The organism is Streptomyces sp. PKU-EA00015 (assembly GCF_013387495.1).
Lineage (GTDB): Bacteria > Actinomycetota > Actinomycetes > Streptomycetales > Streptomycetaceae > Streptomyces.
In genome coordinates this window covers 18,560-35,244 of sequence record NZ_JABZEE010000064.1, presented here as the reverse complement: position 1 = coordinate 35,244, position 16,685 = coordinate 18,560, and the positions used below count along the sequence as shown (strand labels likewise).

At 71.0% G+C, this 16,685-nt stretch carries 12 protein-coding genes, 2 tRNA genes and 1 pseudogene; 9 read left to right on the top strand and 6 right to left on the bottom strand.

All coding sequences use genetic code 11. The features are described 5' to 3' along the window. The 4 genes and pseudogenes from HW130_RS36400 to HW130_RS31200 all read left to right on the top strand — a co-directional run. Positions 1–710: pseudogene (locus HW130_RS36400) on the top strand (RNA helicase); the annotation flags it as partial. Positions 711–948: 238 nt separating this feature from the next. Continuing rightward, positions 949–4,035, top strand: a complete 3,087-nt coding sequence (locus HW130_RS36850; protein WP_177153123.1) for an FG-GAP-like repeat-containing protein — start codon at positions 949–951, stop codon at positions 4,033–4,035. 131 nt (positions 4,036–4,166) lie between these two features. After that, positions 4,167–7,226, top strand: a complete 3,060-nt coding sequence (locus HW130_RS36845) for an FG-GAP-like repeat-containing protein (protein WP_177153122.1) — start codon at positions 4,167–4,169, stop codon at positions 7,224–7,226. A 112-nt stretch (positions 7,227–7,338) separates the two neighbouring features. Then, positions 7,339–7,414: transfer RNA gene (locus HW130_RS31200), tRNA-Lys, on the top strand. Between the two features lie 168 nt (positions 7,415–7,582). Here HW130_RS31200 and HW130_RS31195 read toward each other — a convergent pair. The 3 genes from HW130_RS31195 to HW130_RS31185 form a co-directional block, all read right to left on the bottom strand. Then, on the bottom strand, positions 7,583–8,251 hold the full coding sequence (locus HW130_RS31195) for a class I SAM-dependent methyltransferase (protein WP_177153121.1): 669 nt from the start codon (positions 8,249–8,251) through the stop codon (positions 7,583–7,585). Positions 8,252–8,330: 79 nt separating this feature from the next. Beyond that, on the bottom strand, positions 8,331–8,768 hold the full coding sequence (locus HW130_RS31190) for a hypothetical protein (protein ID WP_218184174.1): 438 nt from the start codon (positions 8,766–8,768) through the stop codon (positions 8,331–8,333). Positions 8,769–9,006: 238 nt separating this feature from the next. Then, positions 9,007–9,252, bottom strand: a complete 246-nt coding sequence (locus tag HW130_RS31185; RefSeq protein ID WP_309140638.1) for a hypothetical protein — start codon at positions 9,250–9,252, stop codon at positions 9,007–9,009. A gap of 111 nt (positions 9,253–9,363) precedes the next feature. Here HW130_RS31185 and HW130_RS31180 point away from each other — a divergent pair, with 111 nt between their 5' ends. Further along, on the top strand, positions 9,364–10,128 hold the full coding sequence (locus HW130_RS31180; RefSeq protein WP_177153120.1) for a GntR family transcriptional regulator: 765 nt from the start codon (positions 9,364–9,366) through the stop codon (positions 10,126–10,128). 188 nt (positions 10,129–10,316) lie between these two features. Here the strand turns inward: HW130_RS31180 and HW130_RS36840 are convergent, their stop codons facing one another. After that, entirely contained in the window at positions 10,317–10,493 is a 177-nt protein-coding gene (locus HW130_RS36840) for a tyrosine-type recombinase/integrase (protein ID WP_218184173.1), read from the bottom strand. Between the two features lie 382 nt (positions 10,494–10,875). On the opposite strand from HW130_RS36840, the gene HW130_RS31170 reads away from it, so the two are divergent. Together HW130_RS31170 and HW130_RS31165 are read left to right on the top strand one after the other, a co-directional pair. Then, complete coding sequence (locus HW130_RS31170; protein WP_177153119.1) at positions 10,876–12,039, top strand: hypothetical protein; 1,164 nt, start codon at positions 10,876–10,878, stop codon at positions 12,037–12,039. 10 nt (positions 12,040–12,049) lie between these two features. Then, positions 12,050–12,778, top strand: coding sequence for a type 1 glutamine amidotransferase (locus tag HW130_RS31165; protein ID WP_177153118.1), 729 nt, complete (start codon positions 12,050–12,052; stop codon positions 12,776–12,778). Between the two features lie 124 nt (positions 12,779–12,902). On the opposite strand, the gene HW130_RS31160 is transcribed toward HW130_RS31165, so the two are convergent. Both HW130_RS31160 and sigJ read right to left on the bottom strand, forming a co-directional pair. Beyond that, positions 12,903–13,901 carry a peptidoglycan recognition family protein gene (locus HW130_RS31160; RefSeq protein ID WP_177153117.1) on the bottom strand — a complete coding sequence of 333 codons (999 nt, stop codon included), beginning with the start codon at positions 13,899–13,901 and terminating at the stop codon, positions 12,903–12,905. A gap of 117 nt (positions 13,902–14,018) precedes the next feature. After that, positions 14,019–14,897, bottom strand: a complete 879-nt coding sequence (gene sigJ / locus HW130_RS31155) for an RNA polymerase sigma factor SigJ (protein WP_177153116.1) — start codon at positions 14,895–14,897, stop codon at positions 14,019–14,021. A gap of 229 nt (positions 14,898–15,126) precedes the next feature. On the opposite strand from sigJ, the gene HW130_RS31150 reads away from it, so the two are divergent. Together HW130_RS31150 and HW130_RS31145 are read left to right on the top strand one after the other, a co-directional pair. Continuing rightward, positions 15,127–15,200: transfer RNA gene (locus tag HW130_RS31150), tRNA-Met, on the top strand. A 195-nt stretch (positions 15,201–15,395) separates the two neighbouring features. Beyond that, a complete protein-coding gene (locus tag HW130_RS31145) occupies positions 15,396–16,634 on the top strand; it encodes a PP2C family protein-serine/threonine phosphatase (protein ID WP_375256605.1) in 1,239 nt (412 codons plus the stop codon). Positions 16,635–16,685: the final 51 nt, after the last annotated feature.

Genomic DNA, 16,685 nt, shown 5'->3' with positions numbered 1-16,685 from the left:
GCGGCTTCCGCCGTGACGACCGCCGTGACGGTGACCGTGGCGACCGTGGTGGCTTCCGCCGTGACGACCGTCAGTCGGGTGGCTTCCGCTCCGGCGGCAGCGACCGTCCGTTCAACCGTGACCGCCGTGACGACCGTCCGTCGGGCGGCTTCCGCCGGGACAACGACCGTGGCGGGTTCAACCGTGACCGTGACGACCGTGGTGGCCGTTCGTTCGAGCGCCGTGACAACGACCGTGGTGGCTTCCGCCGTGACGACCGTCAGTCGGGTGGCTTCCGCTCCGGCGGCAGCGACCGTCCGTTCAACCGTGACCGCCGTGACGACCGTCCGTCGGGCGGCTTCCGCCGGGACAACGACCGTGGCGGGTTCAACCGTGACCGTGACGACCGTGGTGGCCGTTCGTTCGAGCGCCGTGACAACGACCGTGGTGGCTTCCGCCGTGACGACCGCCGTGACGACCGTCCGTCGGGCGGCTTCCGCCGCGACAACGACCGTGGTGGCTTCCGCCGTGACGACCGTCCGGCCGCCCACCGCGGCAGCGACCGCCCGAACGGCCGCCGCGACGACCGCCCCTCGGGCGGCTTCCGCGCCGGCGGCGAGCGCCACGACCGTCCGTACGGCCGCCGCGACGAGCACCGCGGCGCGGGTTCGAACTCCGGCTCCTTCGGCGGCCGCCGTGACGACAAGCCGCGCTGGAAGCGCAACGGCTGACGCTGTGTGACCTGCTGAGACAGGGCCCGTACGACACTTCGGTGGCGTACGGGCCCTGTTGCGTTGAACGGGTTCGAAAGTACCTTCCGCGGCTGGTGGGGCTGCTGTTACAGTCCTCTCACTTGCATGGGGTGCGGTGCGGCTGGGGGGCCTCTCACACTTCTGTCCGGCGCTCTGGCCGGGCACAGGGCACCGCTTGAATCCCCGTGCCTCTCTTATGCCTCAGGGGAGGACCCGAGTGCCTCGTAGCGCTCTTCTACGCCACTGCATCGCGGCCGTCGCCGCGACCACCCTTCTCGCCGGCATCGGCCCTCTCGCGTCGACGGCGACCGCGGCCGAGGACCGAGGAGTCGTCTTCCCGGCGGCGGTCGCGGGGCAGCCGCGCACCGTGGTCCCGCTCGTCGCGGGGCCGAACGGCTACCTGCGCCACGAGCAGGGCCGTGGACACTTCTGGAGCACCTACGCGGGCGACTCCACGCCGCTCTCCGTCGAAGAGGAGGGGCCGGAGGCCGACGGCACGTACGGCGCCGGTTTCGACGGCTTCGCCACGTACCTGGCCGACTGGACGCCTGTGTCGGACTCGGTCCGGCTGGTGAACATGGCCACGGACAGCGTCAGCTACCTCGACATCCCGAGCGGTCACCAGTACGTCGGTGTCTTCGGGTCCACCGTGGTCACCTTCACGCAGACCACCACGACCGCCCCGCGCGCGTGGCATCTGCTCCGGAAAGTGAACGGCACGGTGCAGGACACCCCGGTGACCGGCTGGCCGGAGGGCGGGCTGCCGCCCGCCAAGGCGGTGACCGGGACGGCGGACGGCATCCTCACCACGTACGAGCTGAACGGCGTCTCCCGCTCCGCCTGGATCGACCTTGCCTCGGGGCAGGTGCGCACCGTCCCCCGTGACGCGGCCGCCCAGCCGGTGTCCACCGTGTCGAGCCCGACCGAGGTCGTGGAGTGGGCGAAGGACGGCAAGGCGCGGTTCTACGCCAAGGGCGAGGCCGGTGCATCCGGTCCGCTCGCCCTGGCCGCCACGACCGACCTTCCCTACAACGAGGGCGACGTGCTGCTCGGGGTCGTGGGCAGTCGGCTGATCGTCGGGCGTGCCTCCGGCCAGGACTCCTCCGCCCCGTACCGCGTCGTCTCCGTGCCGCGCGCGGGTGGAGAGGAGACCACGCTCTTCGCCCACGGGCGCAAGCAGGCGCTGGCGGCTCCGGACGGCGGGCTGCTTCTGGTCGCGGGGGCGACCGCCGACGCGCTGAGCCTCCAGAGGCTCGTGCCGGAGGGAGACGGCACGGCAGCGGCCAAGCTCGTGGACGTCACCCCGTTGAACTCCAAGCCGAGGTCGTTCAGCTTCAGCCACGGCCGGCTCGAGTCCCTGGAGCAGATGCCCGACGAGAGCAACGCCTTCCGCACGCGGTCGGTGTCCGTGACGGGCGAGCTGACGGCCGGGGCGACGCAGGAGCGGGGCGACTTCGGGCTCGGCATCGACGAGTGCACCGACGAGAGTCCCTGCCAGGACCACTTCGCCACAGGCGACGGACGCCTGGTCGTCCAGGGGCCGTTCGGGTCGGACGACGAGCCTCTGGTGGTGGGGGAGGGCGCGGCCTCGGGGCGCGTCCTGACCACCGAGCTCAAGAACGTCCAGATCTCTGACGTCTCCGGGCGTTACGCGCTCGGCGGCGGAGAGACCGAGACCGGTGAGTGGGTGACGGACACCGCCTTTGACCTGGACACGGGCAAGCGACTGGCCACGTTCCGCGTTCCCGCCTTCAGCAACGACCTGTACGGCGACACCTTGTGGGCGCCGGGCGAGGTGAACGGAACGGTCGTCGGCTACGACGTCCGCACCGGTGCGGTGAAGCGCACGGTCGACCTGGGCTCGGGCTGCCGGGCGGAGTCCGTCAAGGTCACGGCCCACTGGCTGAGCTGGGACTGTGCCGGCTCGGTTCCCACCGGCGGTGTCCACGACCTCGACAAGAACATCAACAAGCCCTACACGCAGCCGTTCTCGGTGCTCGGTGACGGCTATGTCGTCCGGACAGAGGGCCGGGACCTGACGGTCACCGACATCCGTGGCGCCGAGCCGGTCGTCACGGCCACCTACCAGACCTCGGAGGACAACTTCGAACACGGCCCGTGGGCCGTGGACACCGCCACCGGCCGCATGGCCTTCCAGGACAACGCCGTCGGTGACGTCCGCGTCGTCGATCTCGGCGTCCCGGCGTCGCCGCTGGCCCGCATCGACGCCGACGTACCGGCCGCGCAGGCGGTGAACGGCGGCGCTGCCTCCTGGAAGCCGCGCTGGTGGCTGTCGAAGCCGGCCGCGTCCTGGACGCTGACGCTGAGGAACAAGGCGACCGGCGCCGTCGCACGCACGCTCTCCGGGGGTGAGGCGCGGGGCCTGCTGCGGGCCTCCTGGGACGGCAAGGACACGGCCGGGAAGCTCGTCGCGAACGGCACGTACACCTGGGCGCTGACCGCGAAGCCGGCCGACGGCCAGGGCGCGGACCTGAGCCTGACGGGCTCGGTCGCGATCAGCGGGGCCGCGCCGGTGTTCCGGGACCTCGTCGGGAACGACGGGTTCGGCGAGCTGCTGGTGAAGGACTCGACGGGCCTGGTGTCGCTGTACAAGGGCACGGGCACGGGCGGTGTCTCCTCGCGCGTGGCGGGCAGCGGGAAGTTCGCGGTCGACGCGCATCTCGTCCCCTTCGGAGACGTGAACGGCGACCGCTGCAACGACGTGCTGGTCCGGCAGGCGTCCGAGCTGCGGGTGTACCGGCCGGGCTGCGGCAAGGTGGTCTCCCCGTCGTCGCCCTACACGGTGATCGGCTCCGGCTGGGGTCAGTACGACGTGCTGACGTCGCCCGGTGACGTGAACGGCGACGGCTTCACCGATCTGATCGCGCGTCAGACGACGACGGGTGACATGTACTTCTACGCGGGGACGGCGGATCACCGGTTCCAGGGCCGGGTGAAGATCGGCACGAACTGGAAGACGTACAAGAAGATCGTGGGCGCCGGTGACCTGAACGGTGACGGCCGCGGCGATCTGCTCGGCGTGGACGGTTCGGGTGCGCTGTGGCGGTACTACGGCACGGCGACCGGCTCGGTGACGTCCCGCGTGAAGCTGGCGGACGCGTGGGGTTCGGCGTACACGACGGTCGTCGGCATGGGTGACATCTCGGGTGACGGCAAGCCGGATGTCGTGGCCCGTACGAGCGACGGGAAGCTGTTCCGCTTCAGCGGGACCGGGAGCGGCACGCTCGCGGCCCGGGTGCAGATCGGCAACAGCGGCTGGGCGGGCTTCAAGGGCCTGTACTGACCAGCGCCTCGTACCGAGGCGCACACCTACCGCAATGACCCCGCTCGCGGCAGCCTTCAGGCCATCGCCGGAAGGCTGCCGCGGCCGCACTCCCCAGCCGGGGAGTGCTTCCTGTTCCGACAAGGAGATATGTGTACGGCAAGAGACCCCTGGGCGGCTTCGTCGCCGCCGCAGTCGTGCTGGGAGCCGCCGTGGCCATCGGCCCGGCCTCCCCCGCCGCGCAGGCACAGCCGACTGCCGAGGTGGTCATCCCCGGGGTGACCAGCCAGGTTCCCGCCCACAGCTATGTGGTGAACGCGGGCCCGCATGGATATCTGCGCATCGAGCAGGGGCGGGGCGCGATCTGGCGCTCGTACGGGGGTGCCGAGGACGTCGAGATCGACCCGGCGGCGAATCCCTGGCCGTCGTACGAGTGGGGCAGCGGCTCCGACGTGGTCGCGCGCCACCAGCAGTCGGCGGGCACCGTCGACCTGCGCGACATGGTCACGGACCAGACCGTGACCGTACAGCTGCCGGCCGGGCACACCTACATGAGAGCGCTCGGCTGGAACGTCCTGACCCGGACCGGGTCGGCGTCCGAGACCCGCTTCCATGTGCTCGACATGCAGACCGGGCAGCTGCGTGACCGGCTCGTCGAGGGGCTGCCCGAGGGCAACGGCGCGCACGGTCTCGGCGTCGGTGACGCCGACGGGGCGGTGCTCGGCTGGAGCGGCCAGTACTTCTGGCTGGACGTGACGCAGCAGCGCGCGTTCCCCGTCGGCGTGGACACGTCGACGACCGTCGGCGAGATGGCCCTGACGCCGGACCGGCTGCTGGTCCGCGGCTACGACAAGGTGTCCGTTTTCCGGCGCGACAACCTGACGCAGCCCGAGCTCGCACGGCCGCTCACCCGCGACCCGGACAGCCGGCTCCTGGGCCTGGTGGGCAGCGAGCTGATCGTCGCCCGGCACGACGCGGCGCTCGGAGTCGGCACCATGGACATGCCCACCTGGCGCGTCGACGCCGAGCCGCTGGACGGCTCGCCGGCCCGCACTGTCCTGGCCCGCACGAAGGACCTCGCGACCGCGACCCCGAGCGGCGGTCTGCTGGTGCACGGCGGACCGAGCCTCTCCGAGTGGGGCGTCCAGCTGATCCAGGCGGACGGCAGCGGGCGGGCCGTGGCCACGCGCGACACACGCGTCGCGACGCGGACGGTGCCCAACACGGTGAACCGGCTGTCGTACCACCAGGGCCGGCTGACCAGCCTGGAGAGCGTCGCGGCCGTCGGCCGGACCGGCATGTACACGCGCACGGCGGAGCCCGGGGGCGGCACGTTGGTCCACGGCGAGCGCCAGGACCGCGGCTGGCTGCCGCCGCTGCCCGACCGGTGCTCCCTCATCATCTGCCCGAGGGTCGACGAGACCGGCGACGGCCGCATCGTCTACGGCGGCCCGCTGGGCACCGGCCCGAGTGAGGTCGTCGTGCCGATCCACCGGCTGGACGAGGGCCGGCAGCTGCCCGGCACGAAGTTCGACGTCGGCACGCGTTCGCAGGGCATGATCGGCAGCTGGGGCCGCTGGACCGTCGCGTACGCGATGCTGTCCGACGGCTCACCGGAGACCCGGATCGTGGACACCGACACCGGCCAGGTGGTCCGGAAGCTCCCCGTCCAGCCGAGGTCCCTGTCGGGGACGACACTGTGGGCGCACGGCGAGGGCCACGGCACGATCGTGGGCTACGACGTCAGGACCGGCGAACGCGTGAAGGAGCTCTACCTCTCGGGCTGCTTCGTCGAGGGCGCCGAGTCGGTCGGCCGCTGGCTGCACTGGATCTGCTCCGGGTCGCGGGACGACGAGGGCCTGCTGGACCTGGGGACGGGCGCCGTCACCGAGTTGGGGATCGGCTACGGCGACCGCGCCAAGCTCGGCGACGGCTTCGTCGCCTACCCGCAGGACGGCAAGCTCAAGGTGAAGGACCTGCGCGACGGCGGCACGGTCCACGAGATCGACGCCGACCTGAACGCCATCGATGCGGCGTGGGACATCGACCCGGCGACGAACACCATCGCCTGGGCCGACGGCAAGGGCGCGATCCACCTGGTGGGCAGCGGCGTCGCCACGTCCGCGATCACCGTGGCGGACTCCGCCGCCTCCGCCTCCGTCAACCTCAACAGCAGTGTCTGGCGACCCCGTTGGTGGCTGTCGAAGCCGGCCGCGTCCTGGACGCTGACGCTGAGGAACAAGGCGACCGGCGCTGTGGTGCGCACGCTCTCGGGCGGCAAGGCGCGCGGCCTGGTGAGCCCCTCGTGGGACGGCAGGGACGCGGCCGGAGAGCTGGTCGCGAACGGCGCTCACACCTGGACGCTGACGGCGAAGCCGGCCGACGGCCAGGGCGCGGACGTGAACGTCTCCGGCACGGTGTCGGTCACGGGCGCTTCGCCGGTACGGCGTGACCTGGTCGGGGACGACGGCTTCGGTGACCTGCTGGTGATGGACTCGACGGGTATGGTGTCGCTGTACAAGGGCACGGGCACGGGCGGGGTGTCGTCGCGGATCGCGGGTACGGGGGCGAAGTTCGCGACGACCGCGGTGCTTGTGCCGTCGGGCGATGTGAACGGTGACCGTTGCAACGACGTGCTCGTCCGCCTCGGCAACGAACTGCGGTCCTACCGGCCGGGCTGCGGCAAGATCGTCTCCGCCTCCTCGCCGTACACGTCGGTCGGTACGGGCTGGGGTCAGTACGACGTGGTGACCTCGCCCGGTGACATCGACGGTGACGGACGCCAGGACCTGATCGCGCGTCAGACGACGACAGGTGACATGTACTTCTACGCGGGCACGGCGGATCACCGGTTCAAGGGCCGGGTGAAGATCGGCACGAACTGGAAGACGTACACGAAGATCACCGGCGCGGGTGACCTGAACGGCGACGGCCGTGGTGATCTGCTGGGTGTCGACAAGGCTGGGGTCCTCTGGCGGTACTACGGCACGGCGACCGGCGGTGTCACCACCCGCGTGAAGTTGGCGAGTGGCTGGGGCGCGTACGCCTCCGTCGTCGGCATCGGGGACATCACGGGCGACGGGAAGCCGGATGTCGTGGCCCGTACGAGCGACGGGAAGCTGTTCCGCTTCAGCGGGACCGGGAGCGGCACGCTCGCGGCCCGGGTGCAGATCGGCAACAGCGGCTGGGCGGGCTTCAAGGGCCTGTACTGACGTGCTCCCGTCGGGGCCCGGTGAGCACCGGGCCCCGACGGGCCGGGACCGTGACGGGATACCCGATCGGTTCCGGGGATCTCTTTGGTTATGCTCAGGGGTGTCGTGCCGAGGGCCGTTAGCTCAATTGGCAGAGCAGCGGACTTTTAATCCGTTGGTTGTGGGTTCGAGTCCCACACGGCCTACCACTCAGCCCCAGGTCAGGAGCCTTCCTGCCTGGGGCTGTGGTCGTTCCTGTGGACATTCCGGGCGCATGCTCAGCCAGTGCTCAGCCGAAGCGCAAAGGATCAAGAAACGAAGAAGCCCCGGCCGGCTGCGACGGGGGGCGCAGGCCGGCCGGGGCGGGCAGGGTGTCGCTACACCGCGCGGGCGCGGACCATCAGGGTGCCGATCTTCCGTGGCCCGGGAGGGGCAGGCAGGACGCTCGCGGCGGGTGACTCGAATCCGTGCTCGCGAAGGATCTCCTCCCAGCGCTCGGGCTCGTAGTCCCAGCGCTTCACGACGAGCGGGTCCTCGTCCTCGGAGCGGTTGAGGTACGAGGCCTGGCAGCCGTAGCAGCCGTCGACGGCGGGCCGCTGGGAGAACGCGAGGACACCGCCGGGCTTGAGCCGTTTCCGGATGACGGGCAGCAGCTGCTCGGGGTCGGTGAACCAGATCGCGCCGTACACCGAGTAGATGGCGTCGAAGTGCTCGCCCGTCTGCTCAAGGAACCGGACGGCGTCCGTGCGGTGCAGCACCAGGCCGGCGTCGGACCAGCGTGCCTCGGCGGCCTCCAGCTGGGCGAGGGATACGTCGACACCGACGGCACGGGCGCAGAGCGCGGCCACGTGTGCGAGGTTGCCCCCCTTGCCGCAGCCGAGGTCCAGGACGGCGGCGCCGGGCTTGATGCCGAGGAGTTCCGTGCCGGGTCCGTGGTCGGGGTACTGGGTCCAGTTGAACCAGGTGGTCTCACCGGCGGCGTTGACGAGGCGGCGTTCGGGCTTCTGCCGCGCGTAGGTATCCCAGGCGAACGCCGTGTCTGTCACTGCCTGCTCCGCTCGTAGGGCCAGCCGCCCGGCTGGTGACGCCGGACGGCTGGAGTGTCGTACAGGTGGTGCGGGTCTGTCAGCCGCTCTTCGGACTGTCGTGGCATCCGGCGTGGCACTGGTTGCAGTCGGCGGCCGAGCGCCAGAGTTCGGCGTCGACCGTGTACCCGGCCTGGATCGCGCTTACGGTGCGCTCACGCGCCGCCGCCGCGCCGCCCCGCGGCTGTTCGTTCTCGTCGGTGGGGACGTGATGGACGAACCGCCCGACGACCTTCTGGCAGAACAGGGCGTAGTCGACGGTGTGGAGGATCCACGTGTGCCAGCCGATGTCCACGAGCTTGCTCGGCGACAGCTCCTGTCCCGGGCGCTTGGCGCTGGCGGCGAGGAACGCGGCCGCTTGGGCGACGATGCGCCGGGCGAAGGAGGGGGTGATGTCGGGGTGATCGGCGATGATGCGGGCGGTGAGCCGCTGCATCGTGTCGGCCGGGACGAGGGTGGCGGGGTCGGTGGTGCGCACGGGACGGTCTAACGCGATGGTCGTGTTTCCTCCTGTGTGGACGGTCCCCTGGTGGGGTTGGGCCCGTCCGCGCTGCGACGGGTGCACCAGCGCGGACGGGAGCCTGAGCGCCGCGGTCAGCGGCGGGTGGGACAGGCTCGGTGGAGGTGGAGCGTGGTACCACAGCCGGAACCTGACGGCTTGTCGACGACCTCGTATTCCTCGCCGGGGAGGATTGCGTGGTGACAGCGGGCGCAGGTCACGGTCGGTCCCTTCGGTCGATCTCAGCCCATACGCTGTCGCCGCCGTCGGTGCGGTCGTGGCCGTACCGGTCGGCGGCGCCGAGGCTGGTGAGGATGGTCGAGCGGGTGACGTGACTGAGCTCCTGGGGGAGGTTGACCTCGATGCGGATTGCGTTCGGTGTCTCCGTGATGCGCGGTTCGCTGCTGGTTGCGGCGGCGAGCATGCCCGCGAGGGCGACGGCATGTGGAGGCACAGTGGACACAGCTCTCCCCTGGTGATCATCCGGTCACTTTTCGTGATGCTGAGTATTCAGCTTCGACCTGATGGGTTAGCTTTGTCAATGTCGACTGCACGATCCCCCGGAGTTGCGCATATGCCACGCGAAACGCCTTACCTCCAGGTGGCCGACGCTCTGCGCGCCCGCATCAAGGCAGGCGAATGGGCCATCGGGGAAAAGCTCCCGTCCCGGGCCCGCTTCGCCGAGGAGTACGGCGTCGGCCAGTCAGTAGCGCAGCGCGCCATGGAGCGCCTCATCATCGAGGGCCTCCTCGAAGGCCGCGCCGGATCCGGTACCTACGTCCGCCGGCCACGGGAGCGTCTGCGGATGGTGCGCTCCCGGCACCGCGAGCGACGCGGCGGCAGCCCGTTCCGGGCAGACATGAAGGAGCAGGGCCGAGCCGGTACATGGGAGTCCAGGTCCCTGGCTCGTACTCCTGCACCCGAGCACATCGCCGAGCGTCTCGCGATCGAACCGGGCGACCTGTGCGTCGTGACCCGGTACGAGTTCCTGGCTGACGGCCAGCCGGTCCAACTGTCCGAGTCCTGGGAGCCGATGGCCATCACGGACGGCACGCCGATCGTGCTTCCAGAGATGGGCCCGCATGCGGGTGCCGGTGTCGTCGAGCGGATGCGCTCGATCGGTGTCCTGATCGAGACGGCGGTCGAGGTTCCGCGCCCTGCCCGCGCGACCCACGAGCAGGCCAACCTCCTCGGCATCAGCGTGGGAGATCTCATCACGGAGATTGAGCGGACGTACTACGACCGCGAGGGCCGGCCGGTGGAGACGGCTGACATCACGGTCGCCGATGTGCGGTGGGAGATCGCCTACGAGATTGGCATCGAGCAGCCGGACGACTGACCCCCAGACGCACGAATGCGCCCCCTCCCGCTGAGTGGCAGGAGGGAGCGCGGTCGTTCACGGGTACTGGCGTCGGCTCGGATCCAGGCCAGGGACGAAGGAACCGAAGGGCCTTCGGACGGGGGCGCGTCGTCGCTCCTGCACACGAGGGCGTCGGGTCGTTCTTCGCCGGCTGCAGGCTGTACCCATCAGGGCACGTCTGGCCGTCCTTGCCCGTCCCGTCCGACTCCGCCGAGCAGAGGCGAGTACGTGTCGGACGTGATCGCGATTTCCGAGTGCCCGAGCCGCTTCGACACGATGGCCATCGCGACGCCGGCCGCGAGCATGAGCGACGCCTGTCCGTGGCGCAGGTCGTGAAGCCGCACGCGGCGTAGGCGGCGGGGCGTTCGGCGTCCGGCAGGTGTGTGTCCTCGAACCGCACCTCGCCGGCCAAGGCGCAGAACAGCTTGGTCTCCCTGCTCGTGGACCCCTGGCCCGCGACGGGCACGAGACGCCGGGGCAGTCGCCGCCGCTCGACGCGAGCGCATCCGCAGGGGGCCGTCGCAGGGTTTCGTGGGACCGCTGTGCCTGGTTGTGGGTGAGCTCGGCCGTCCGTACTCGTACTGCGCCCGCCTGTGGGGCACGTGCCAGGAGAGCAGCTTGGCGGCGAGGCTTCAGCCGCCGCCCCGCTCCATGCGGCGACCATACGCAGCCTCGACCAGGGCTCCGGGATCACCTTCAGTTGACGCCATCGGGCAGTATGGGCGCATGGCCGTCCCAACCTCCCCGGAAAACCGCCCAGTTGACTTGACGGGTGACGCCTGCATCACCTTCACGGCGCCTTTCTACGCGGAAGGGAACCCGCTGGAGCCGAAGGAGGCCTGCACCCTCCCGTCCGGCGACGACCTCGACGGGGCCGGCTTTCTTCTGCGAAGGCCGGTCTCGTTGAGCCCCTTGCTCCAGGGGTCGCTCACCTACGGGCAGCCGACCGTGGACCTGCTCACCACCTTCGTCGGCAGTGACGAGTGGAAGGGCGAACTCCAGCGCCGCCTCAAGGACCTGCTCGCCGCCCGGGCCGGCCAGTCGCTGCTGGACACGGTCGATGTCACAGGCATGGTCTTCCCCGACGGCTACGGCTCCATCGCCGTGACGCTCCACCTCCCCGGGGGGTGGGAACCGCGGCACCGGGAGTCGACACTCGCCGGTCTCGGTCGCGAGGGACGCGAGCCCCTCGCAGCCGAGTTGAGGTCCATGCTGCTGCCGCCCGCACAGCGGCTACTGCGCCGCTGCGGGGCCGGTGAAACGGTCGCCATCCCGTACTTCAACCTCACCTACGCGGGGAGCACCGACCACCCCGAGCCCGGCAGGTCCCGCCTCGCCGACGGCATGCGGACGCTGATCTATCCCGACTCACCCATGCCGCTCGCCTCCCACTCGCCCTGGCGCGACGAATTCCTCTTCGCGGGTTACGCCTACAACCTGCTGGCGACGCCCGACCCGAAGGCGGCAGCGGAGAAGTTCACGCTGCTGCTCCTCATCCTGGACGTGTCCTACATCCGGCTGGCCCGCACCGCCACGGCGGCCGACGACGTGCTGCGCAACCCGAGACACAGCGCCGACACACGCTGGCTCTCACAGCTTGAACACCGGCTGCGTTCGGAGTACCAGGCGCTGGTCACACCGACGTTCAGCTACGACCATCATGCGCTGAGAACGCGCGATGCCGTGTTGAGGGCCTGGGAGGCGGGCAACCTCCAGAGTCGGGCCGCAGATCTTCTTTCGACGGTCCGGCAGACGGTTGACTTACGGTTGGCCGAGGACCAGGCGCGCCGGATCCGCAGGGTGAACCTCGTGGTGGCGGTCCTGACCGTCCTGTCAGGGGTGGCGACCGCCCAAGCCGCGGTGTCGCTCTACGACCGCTTCTTCGGGTGAAAGGGCAGTGATGACCGAGGCCGACGCAGTGGTATGGGTGGCCGACGGCCTGGCGGCCGAGGGACTGGACTACGGTGACCGGCTCGTGGAGCGGCTGACCGGGCAGGGCCTGCGCGTCGTGCGACGTGATCTGACCACCGCCACCACCAACGATGTGCCCAGCGGGCGCCTGCATGTTCTCTCCGGCGGTTCGACGTCTGTGAACGACCGTTCGGGATGGATGCCCGGGGGGCTGGCCGTCACCCGTTCCCTGATCGAAGCCGCACAGCGCGAAGAGCATGCGGTGCTAGGTGTCTGTCTCGGTTCCCAGATGATCGCCGAAGCACTCTGGCCGGAGCGCGGATCAGTCCGGTCCGCCAGGCGGATCGAGGTCGGCCTCACCGAGATCCGCTGGCGGGAGGACGAGCGGAGCAAAGACGCCGAACAACTGGTCGTCCCGGCGTTCCATTACGAGGAACTCGACCCCGTACCGCTGCTGGAGGGCAACGCCCAGGTGATCGCCGACAACGGCCACTCACCCGTCCAGGGCTACCGGTACGGCCCCCGCATCTTGGGACTTCAGTTCCATCCCGAGTTCGGGCCCGCCGATGTGCGCCGTATCGTCCTGCACCACCGCCGCACCATCGAGACCTACCACGGCGACTTCCGGGCAGCCCTGGACTCCGTGGACCGTTACGAATCCTCGTGGAGCACCGCCTTGTTCAACCGGCTCGTGCACCGCGTTCTCCAGCACGGCTGACAGCAGTCACGGGCGGTGCCTCACCGCGGCTCCGGCGGGGCCCTGCCGTGCAGACCGGTCCCCGGCCGGGGAGCCATGCCGTGATTCCGACGTGAGCAGGGCCCCGGCGGGTGACGGAGACGTGTCACGTCCAGGACAGGCCGCGCACGTGCGCCGACGTGATGACGGCCGGTGTCGCGTCCGTCGCCGAGGCCGGGAAGTAGACGGCCTCGAAGCGGACCTTCTCGTCCGCGGCGACGGAGCCGGCGTGGGGGAAGTCCAGGAAGCTGGAGCCCGCGGTGGTCAGGCGCTCGACGATCGGGCCGGTCCAGCGCGAGCCGTCGGGGCGCAGGTGGTAGAAGCGGCCCTGGACCGTCCCGCCCGCGGGCGCCGTCAGGCTCAGGTGCATGGAGCCGGTGTAGCGCACGGCGGACGTGAGCAGGTCCGCCGATCCCACCGGGACGGTCGTCCAGTCGCCGGGGGGCAGCGTCGTGTCGGTGGCGGAGGCGAGATTCCAGTTGTCGGGCATGTCGTCCTCCTCGGACGGCGGGGCGGAGGCGAGACGGTCGGCGATGCGCTCGCGCAGGCTCGCCATCGTGAACCCGCGCGGATCGACCTTCCCCGGCTGCCACTCGAGGTGGCCGATCACGCTGCGGTGGTTCCAGCCGTGGGCGCGGCAGATCGCGGCGGCCGCCTTCTCGATCGCTTCGAGCTGGGCGGCGGGCCACGGGTCCTTGCCGTCACCGAGATTGATGCACTCGAAGCCGTAGAAGTGGCGGTTGCCGTCGGTGTTCGCCTCGTCGTCGGGAGGCAGCGCCCTCTCCTCGATCACCGCACGCAGGACGTCGTCGTCGCCCAGGCCCGCGTGGTTCGCCCGGCCGTTGCCGACCAGGTAGACCACGCCGTCCTTGGCTATGACGCCGTGGCACAGCGGTCCGGGCAGCTGGGAGTGGCCGTTGTAGCAGAGCTCCACCGAGGACTCGGTGCCGGAGGTGACGGTGTGGTGGATCATCACGCCGTGCACCGGGGCCCACGGGCCCACATGGTTGCGGTTGTGGGTGCGCCAGTCGCGGTACTCCACCACGCGCAGCCCCTCGTTCCGCAAGGCGGTGAGCAACTGGTCGGCGGACAGCGGTTCGGCCATCGGGTCTCCTCTCGGTGTGCGTCACCGTGCGGTCGCGCAACGATCGGCGATCATTGCTGGGATACCCAACGGCCGTACGGTCCACCCGGGTTGGAGCCGCGTCGCCGACGCCTGCCCTCACACCTCCGGCACGGTCAGGTCCAGCCCTTTCAGCCGTTCCGGGTCCGTCAGGATGTTGATCTCGACGATCCGGCCGCCGCTCACCGTGAACGCCATCACCGACACCGGCACCCCGTCCGTCGCCGCGACCACGCCCGCCGCCCCGTTGACCAGGCACGGGCGGGCCACCTCGGCGAGGCGGGCGAAGGTGATCGCCTGGCCCGCGACCGTCTCGGCGCCGCGGATGAGCGCGCCCGGACGCAGCGCGCCTCCGTCGGAGCGGGCCACCACGTCCGGGTCGAGAACCGCGACGAGGGCCTCGAAGTCGCCGCCCCGCGCCGCCGTGAGGAACGCGTCGACGGCCTCGCGCTGCCGGCCGAGGTCGGCGTCCGGGACCGGCGCCGCCCTCTGCACCCTGCGGCGGGCCCGGCTCGCGAGCTGGCGCGCGGCCGCCGGGGTACGGCCCACGACGGGGGCGATCTCGTCGAACGGCACCGCGAACATGTCGTGCAGCACGAAGGCGAGCCGTTCCGCCGGGGCCAGCGTCTCCAGCACGACCAGCAGCGCCAGGCCGACCGAGTCGGCGAGCAGGACCTCGTGCTCCGGGTCGAGCGCGTCCGCTCCGGTGACGATCGGCTCCGGCAGGCGGGTCTCCATCGGCTCCTCACGCCGTGACGCACGGGTGCGGAGCATGTCCAGGCAGACCCGGCCGACCACGGTGGTCAGCCAGCCGCCCAGGTTCTCGACGCGTTCGGAGTCGGAGCGGCTCAGTCGCAGCCAGGCCTCCTGGACGGCGTCGTCGGCCTCGGTCAGCGAGCCGAGCATCCGGTACGCGACCGCCCGCAGGTGCGAGCGGTGCTCCTCGAAGCGCTGCGCCAGGAAGTCGTGCTGGTTCATCGTCCGCCCCGTATCCGTTGTCGTCCGCCCTGTCACAGCATTGACGGAGCGCACGGTGCGAATGTGACGGAAACCTCGCCACCAGGCCGGATACGCCAGGACGAGGCCGAAAATGTGGCTGCAGAGGCCGAAAATGCGGCCGGAGGGTTCCCTGTGAGGCCGGATCGGCGGGCCGGACCCGTAAATGGAGTGGATCTTGCTCCGGATGGCGTAAGGTGGTGTTCACCGACGCGGGGTGGAGCAGCTCGGTAGCTCGCTGGGCTCATAACCCAGAGGTCGCAGGTTCAAATCCTGTCCCCGCTACTGAAGACGGCGGCCCGGCAATCGTTCATCTCGATTGCCGGGCCGCCGTCGTTTCCGGCGTCGTTTCCGGCACCCGTGACCTGGGTTTCTGTGCGGCCGGACGTGGCAAGTCGCCGCGCGCTCCAGGGGCGCGCAGCATGGGAAGTGCGCGGCCACCGGTCCGTGGCCGTGGGCGGAGCGGCAGGGAGAACACCTGTGGGGCGAGAACAGGGCAGCAGGTACGTCGCACCATGGTTCGTCCGTCTCCTGCCCGCCGTGATGATCGCCGGCGGCGTCGTCTTCGACCTGCTGACGCCGGCCCGTTTCACCGCGGTGCCGCTCTTCGCCGCGGCCCCGCTCATCGCGGCGCCGATCGTCACCTGGGTCGTGACGCTCCTGACCGGCATCGCCGCCGTCGTGGCCACGACAGGCCTGCACGCCTACAACTCCACCATCGACCAGATCACCGCCGTCACCGAGACGAGCACGGTGCTCACCGTGGCGGCCCTCGCGCTGTTGATCAACGGGGTCGTGACGCGCAGCAGCGCGCGGCTCGCCTCGGCGCGGGGAATCGCCGAGGCCGCGCAGCGCGCCGTGCTGCCCACGCCCGCGGACCGGATCGCCGGTCTGCACATCGCGGCGCGGTACGAGGCAGCGCAGGCGGACGCGTTCATCGGCGGCGACCTCTTCGCGGTGCAGGAGACCCCGCACGGGGTGCGGCTGATCGTGGGGGACGTGCGCGGCAAGGGGATGGAGGCGGTGGCGGCCGTCGCCGTGCTGATCGGGGCGTTCCGGGAGGCGGCCGAGCAGGAGACCTCGCTCGAGGGCGTGGCGCGGCGGCTGGAGCGGGCGCTGATGCGCGAGGGCATGCGGCGGGAGGGGCTGGACGCCATCGAGGGGTTCACCACCGCCGTCCTCGGCGAGATCCCGCCCAGCGACGGTGCCGGGCACGGGACCGTACGGCTGGTGAACCGCGGGCATCCCGACCCGCTGGTGCTGCACGCCGACGGCGGACTGGACGTGCTGGAGCCGTCCCAGGCCGCGCTGCCCTTGGGCATGGGCGACCTGGGCATGTGGCCGGACCGTGCGCAGGAGTATCCGCTGCCCGCCGGTTCGACGCTGCTGCTGTACACGGACGGCCTGTCCGAGGCGCGTGACGCCGGAGGAGTCTTCTACGATCCGGGTGAACGGCTCCGGGGCAGCGTCTTCCCCGGTCCCGAGGCACTGCTCGACGCGCTGGTCGACGACGTGCGCCGGTACACCGGCGGCGCGTCCACGGACGACATGGCGCTCCTGGCGGTCGGCCGGCCCGGGGCGGGGCAGCCGGAGCGGCGGCGGACGGTGCCGGTCGTCTCCGCGGACGGCGCGTCCCGGACGCATGAGCGGCGCGCGGTGCGTGGTGCGGCCGGCGCCCGCCCGGCGCGGGGGCGCGGCACGCCGACGGCGGGCGGCTGAGCGGCGGGCGCGGCGGCCGGACTGAGGGGCGCAGCACACAGGGACGGCGCA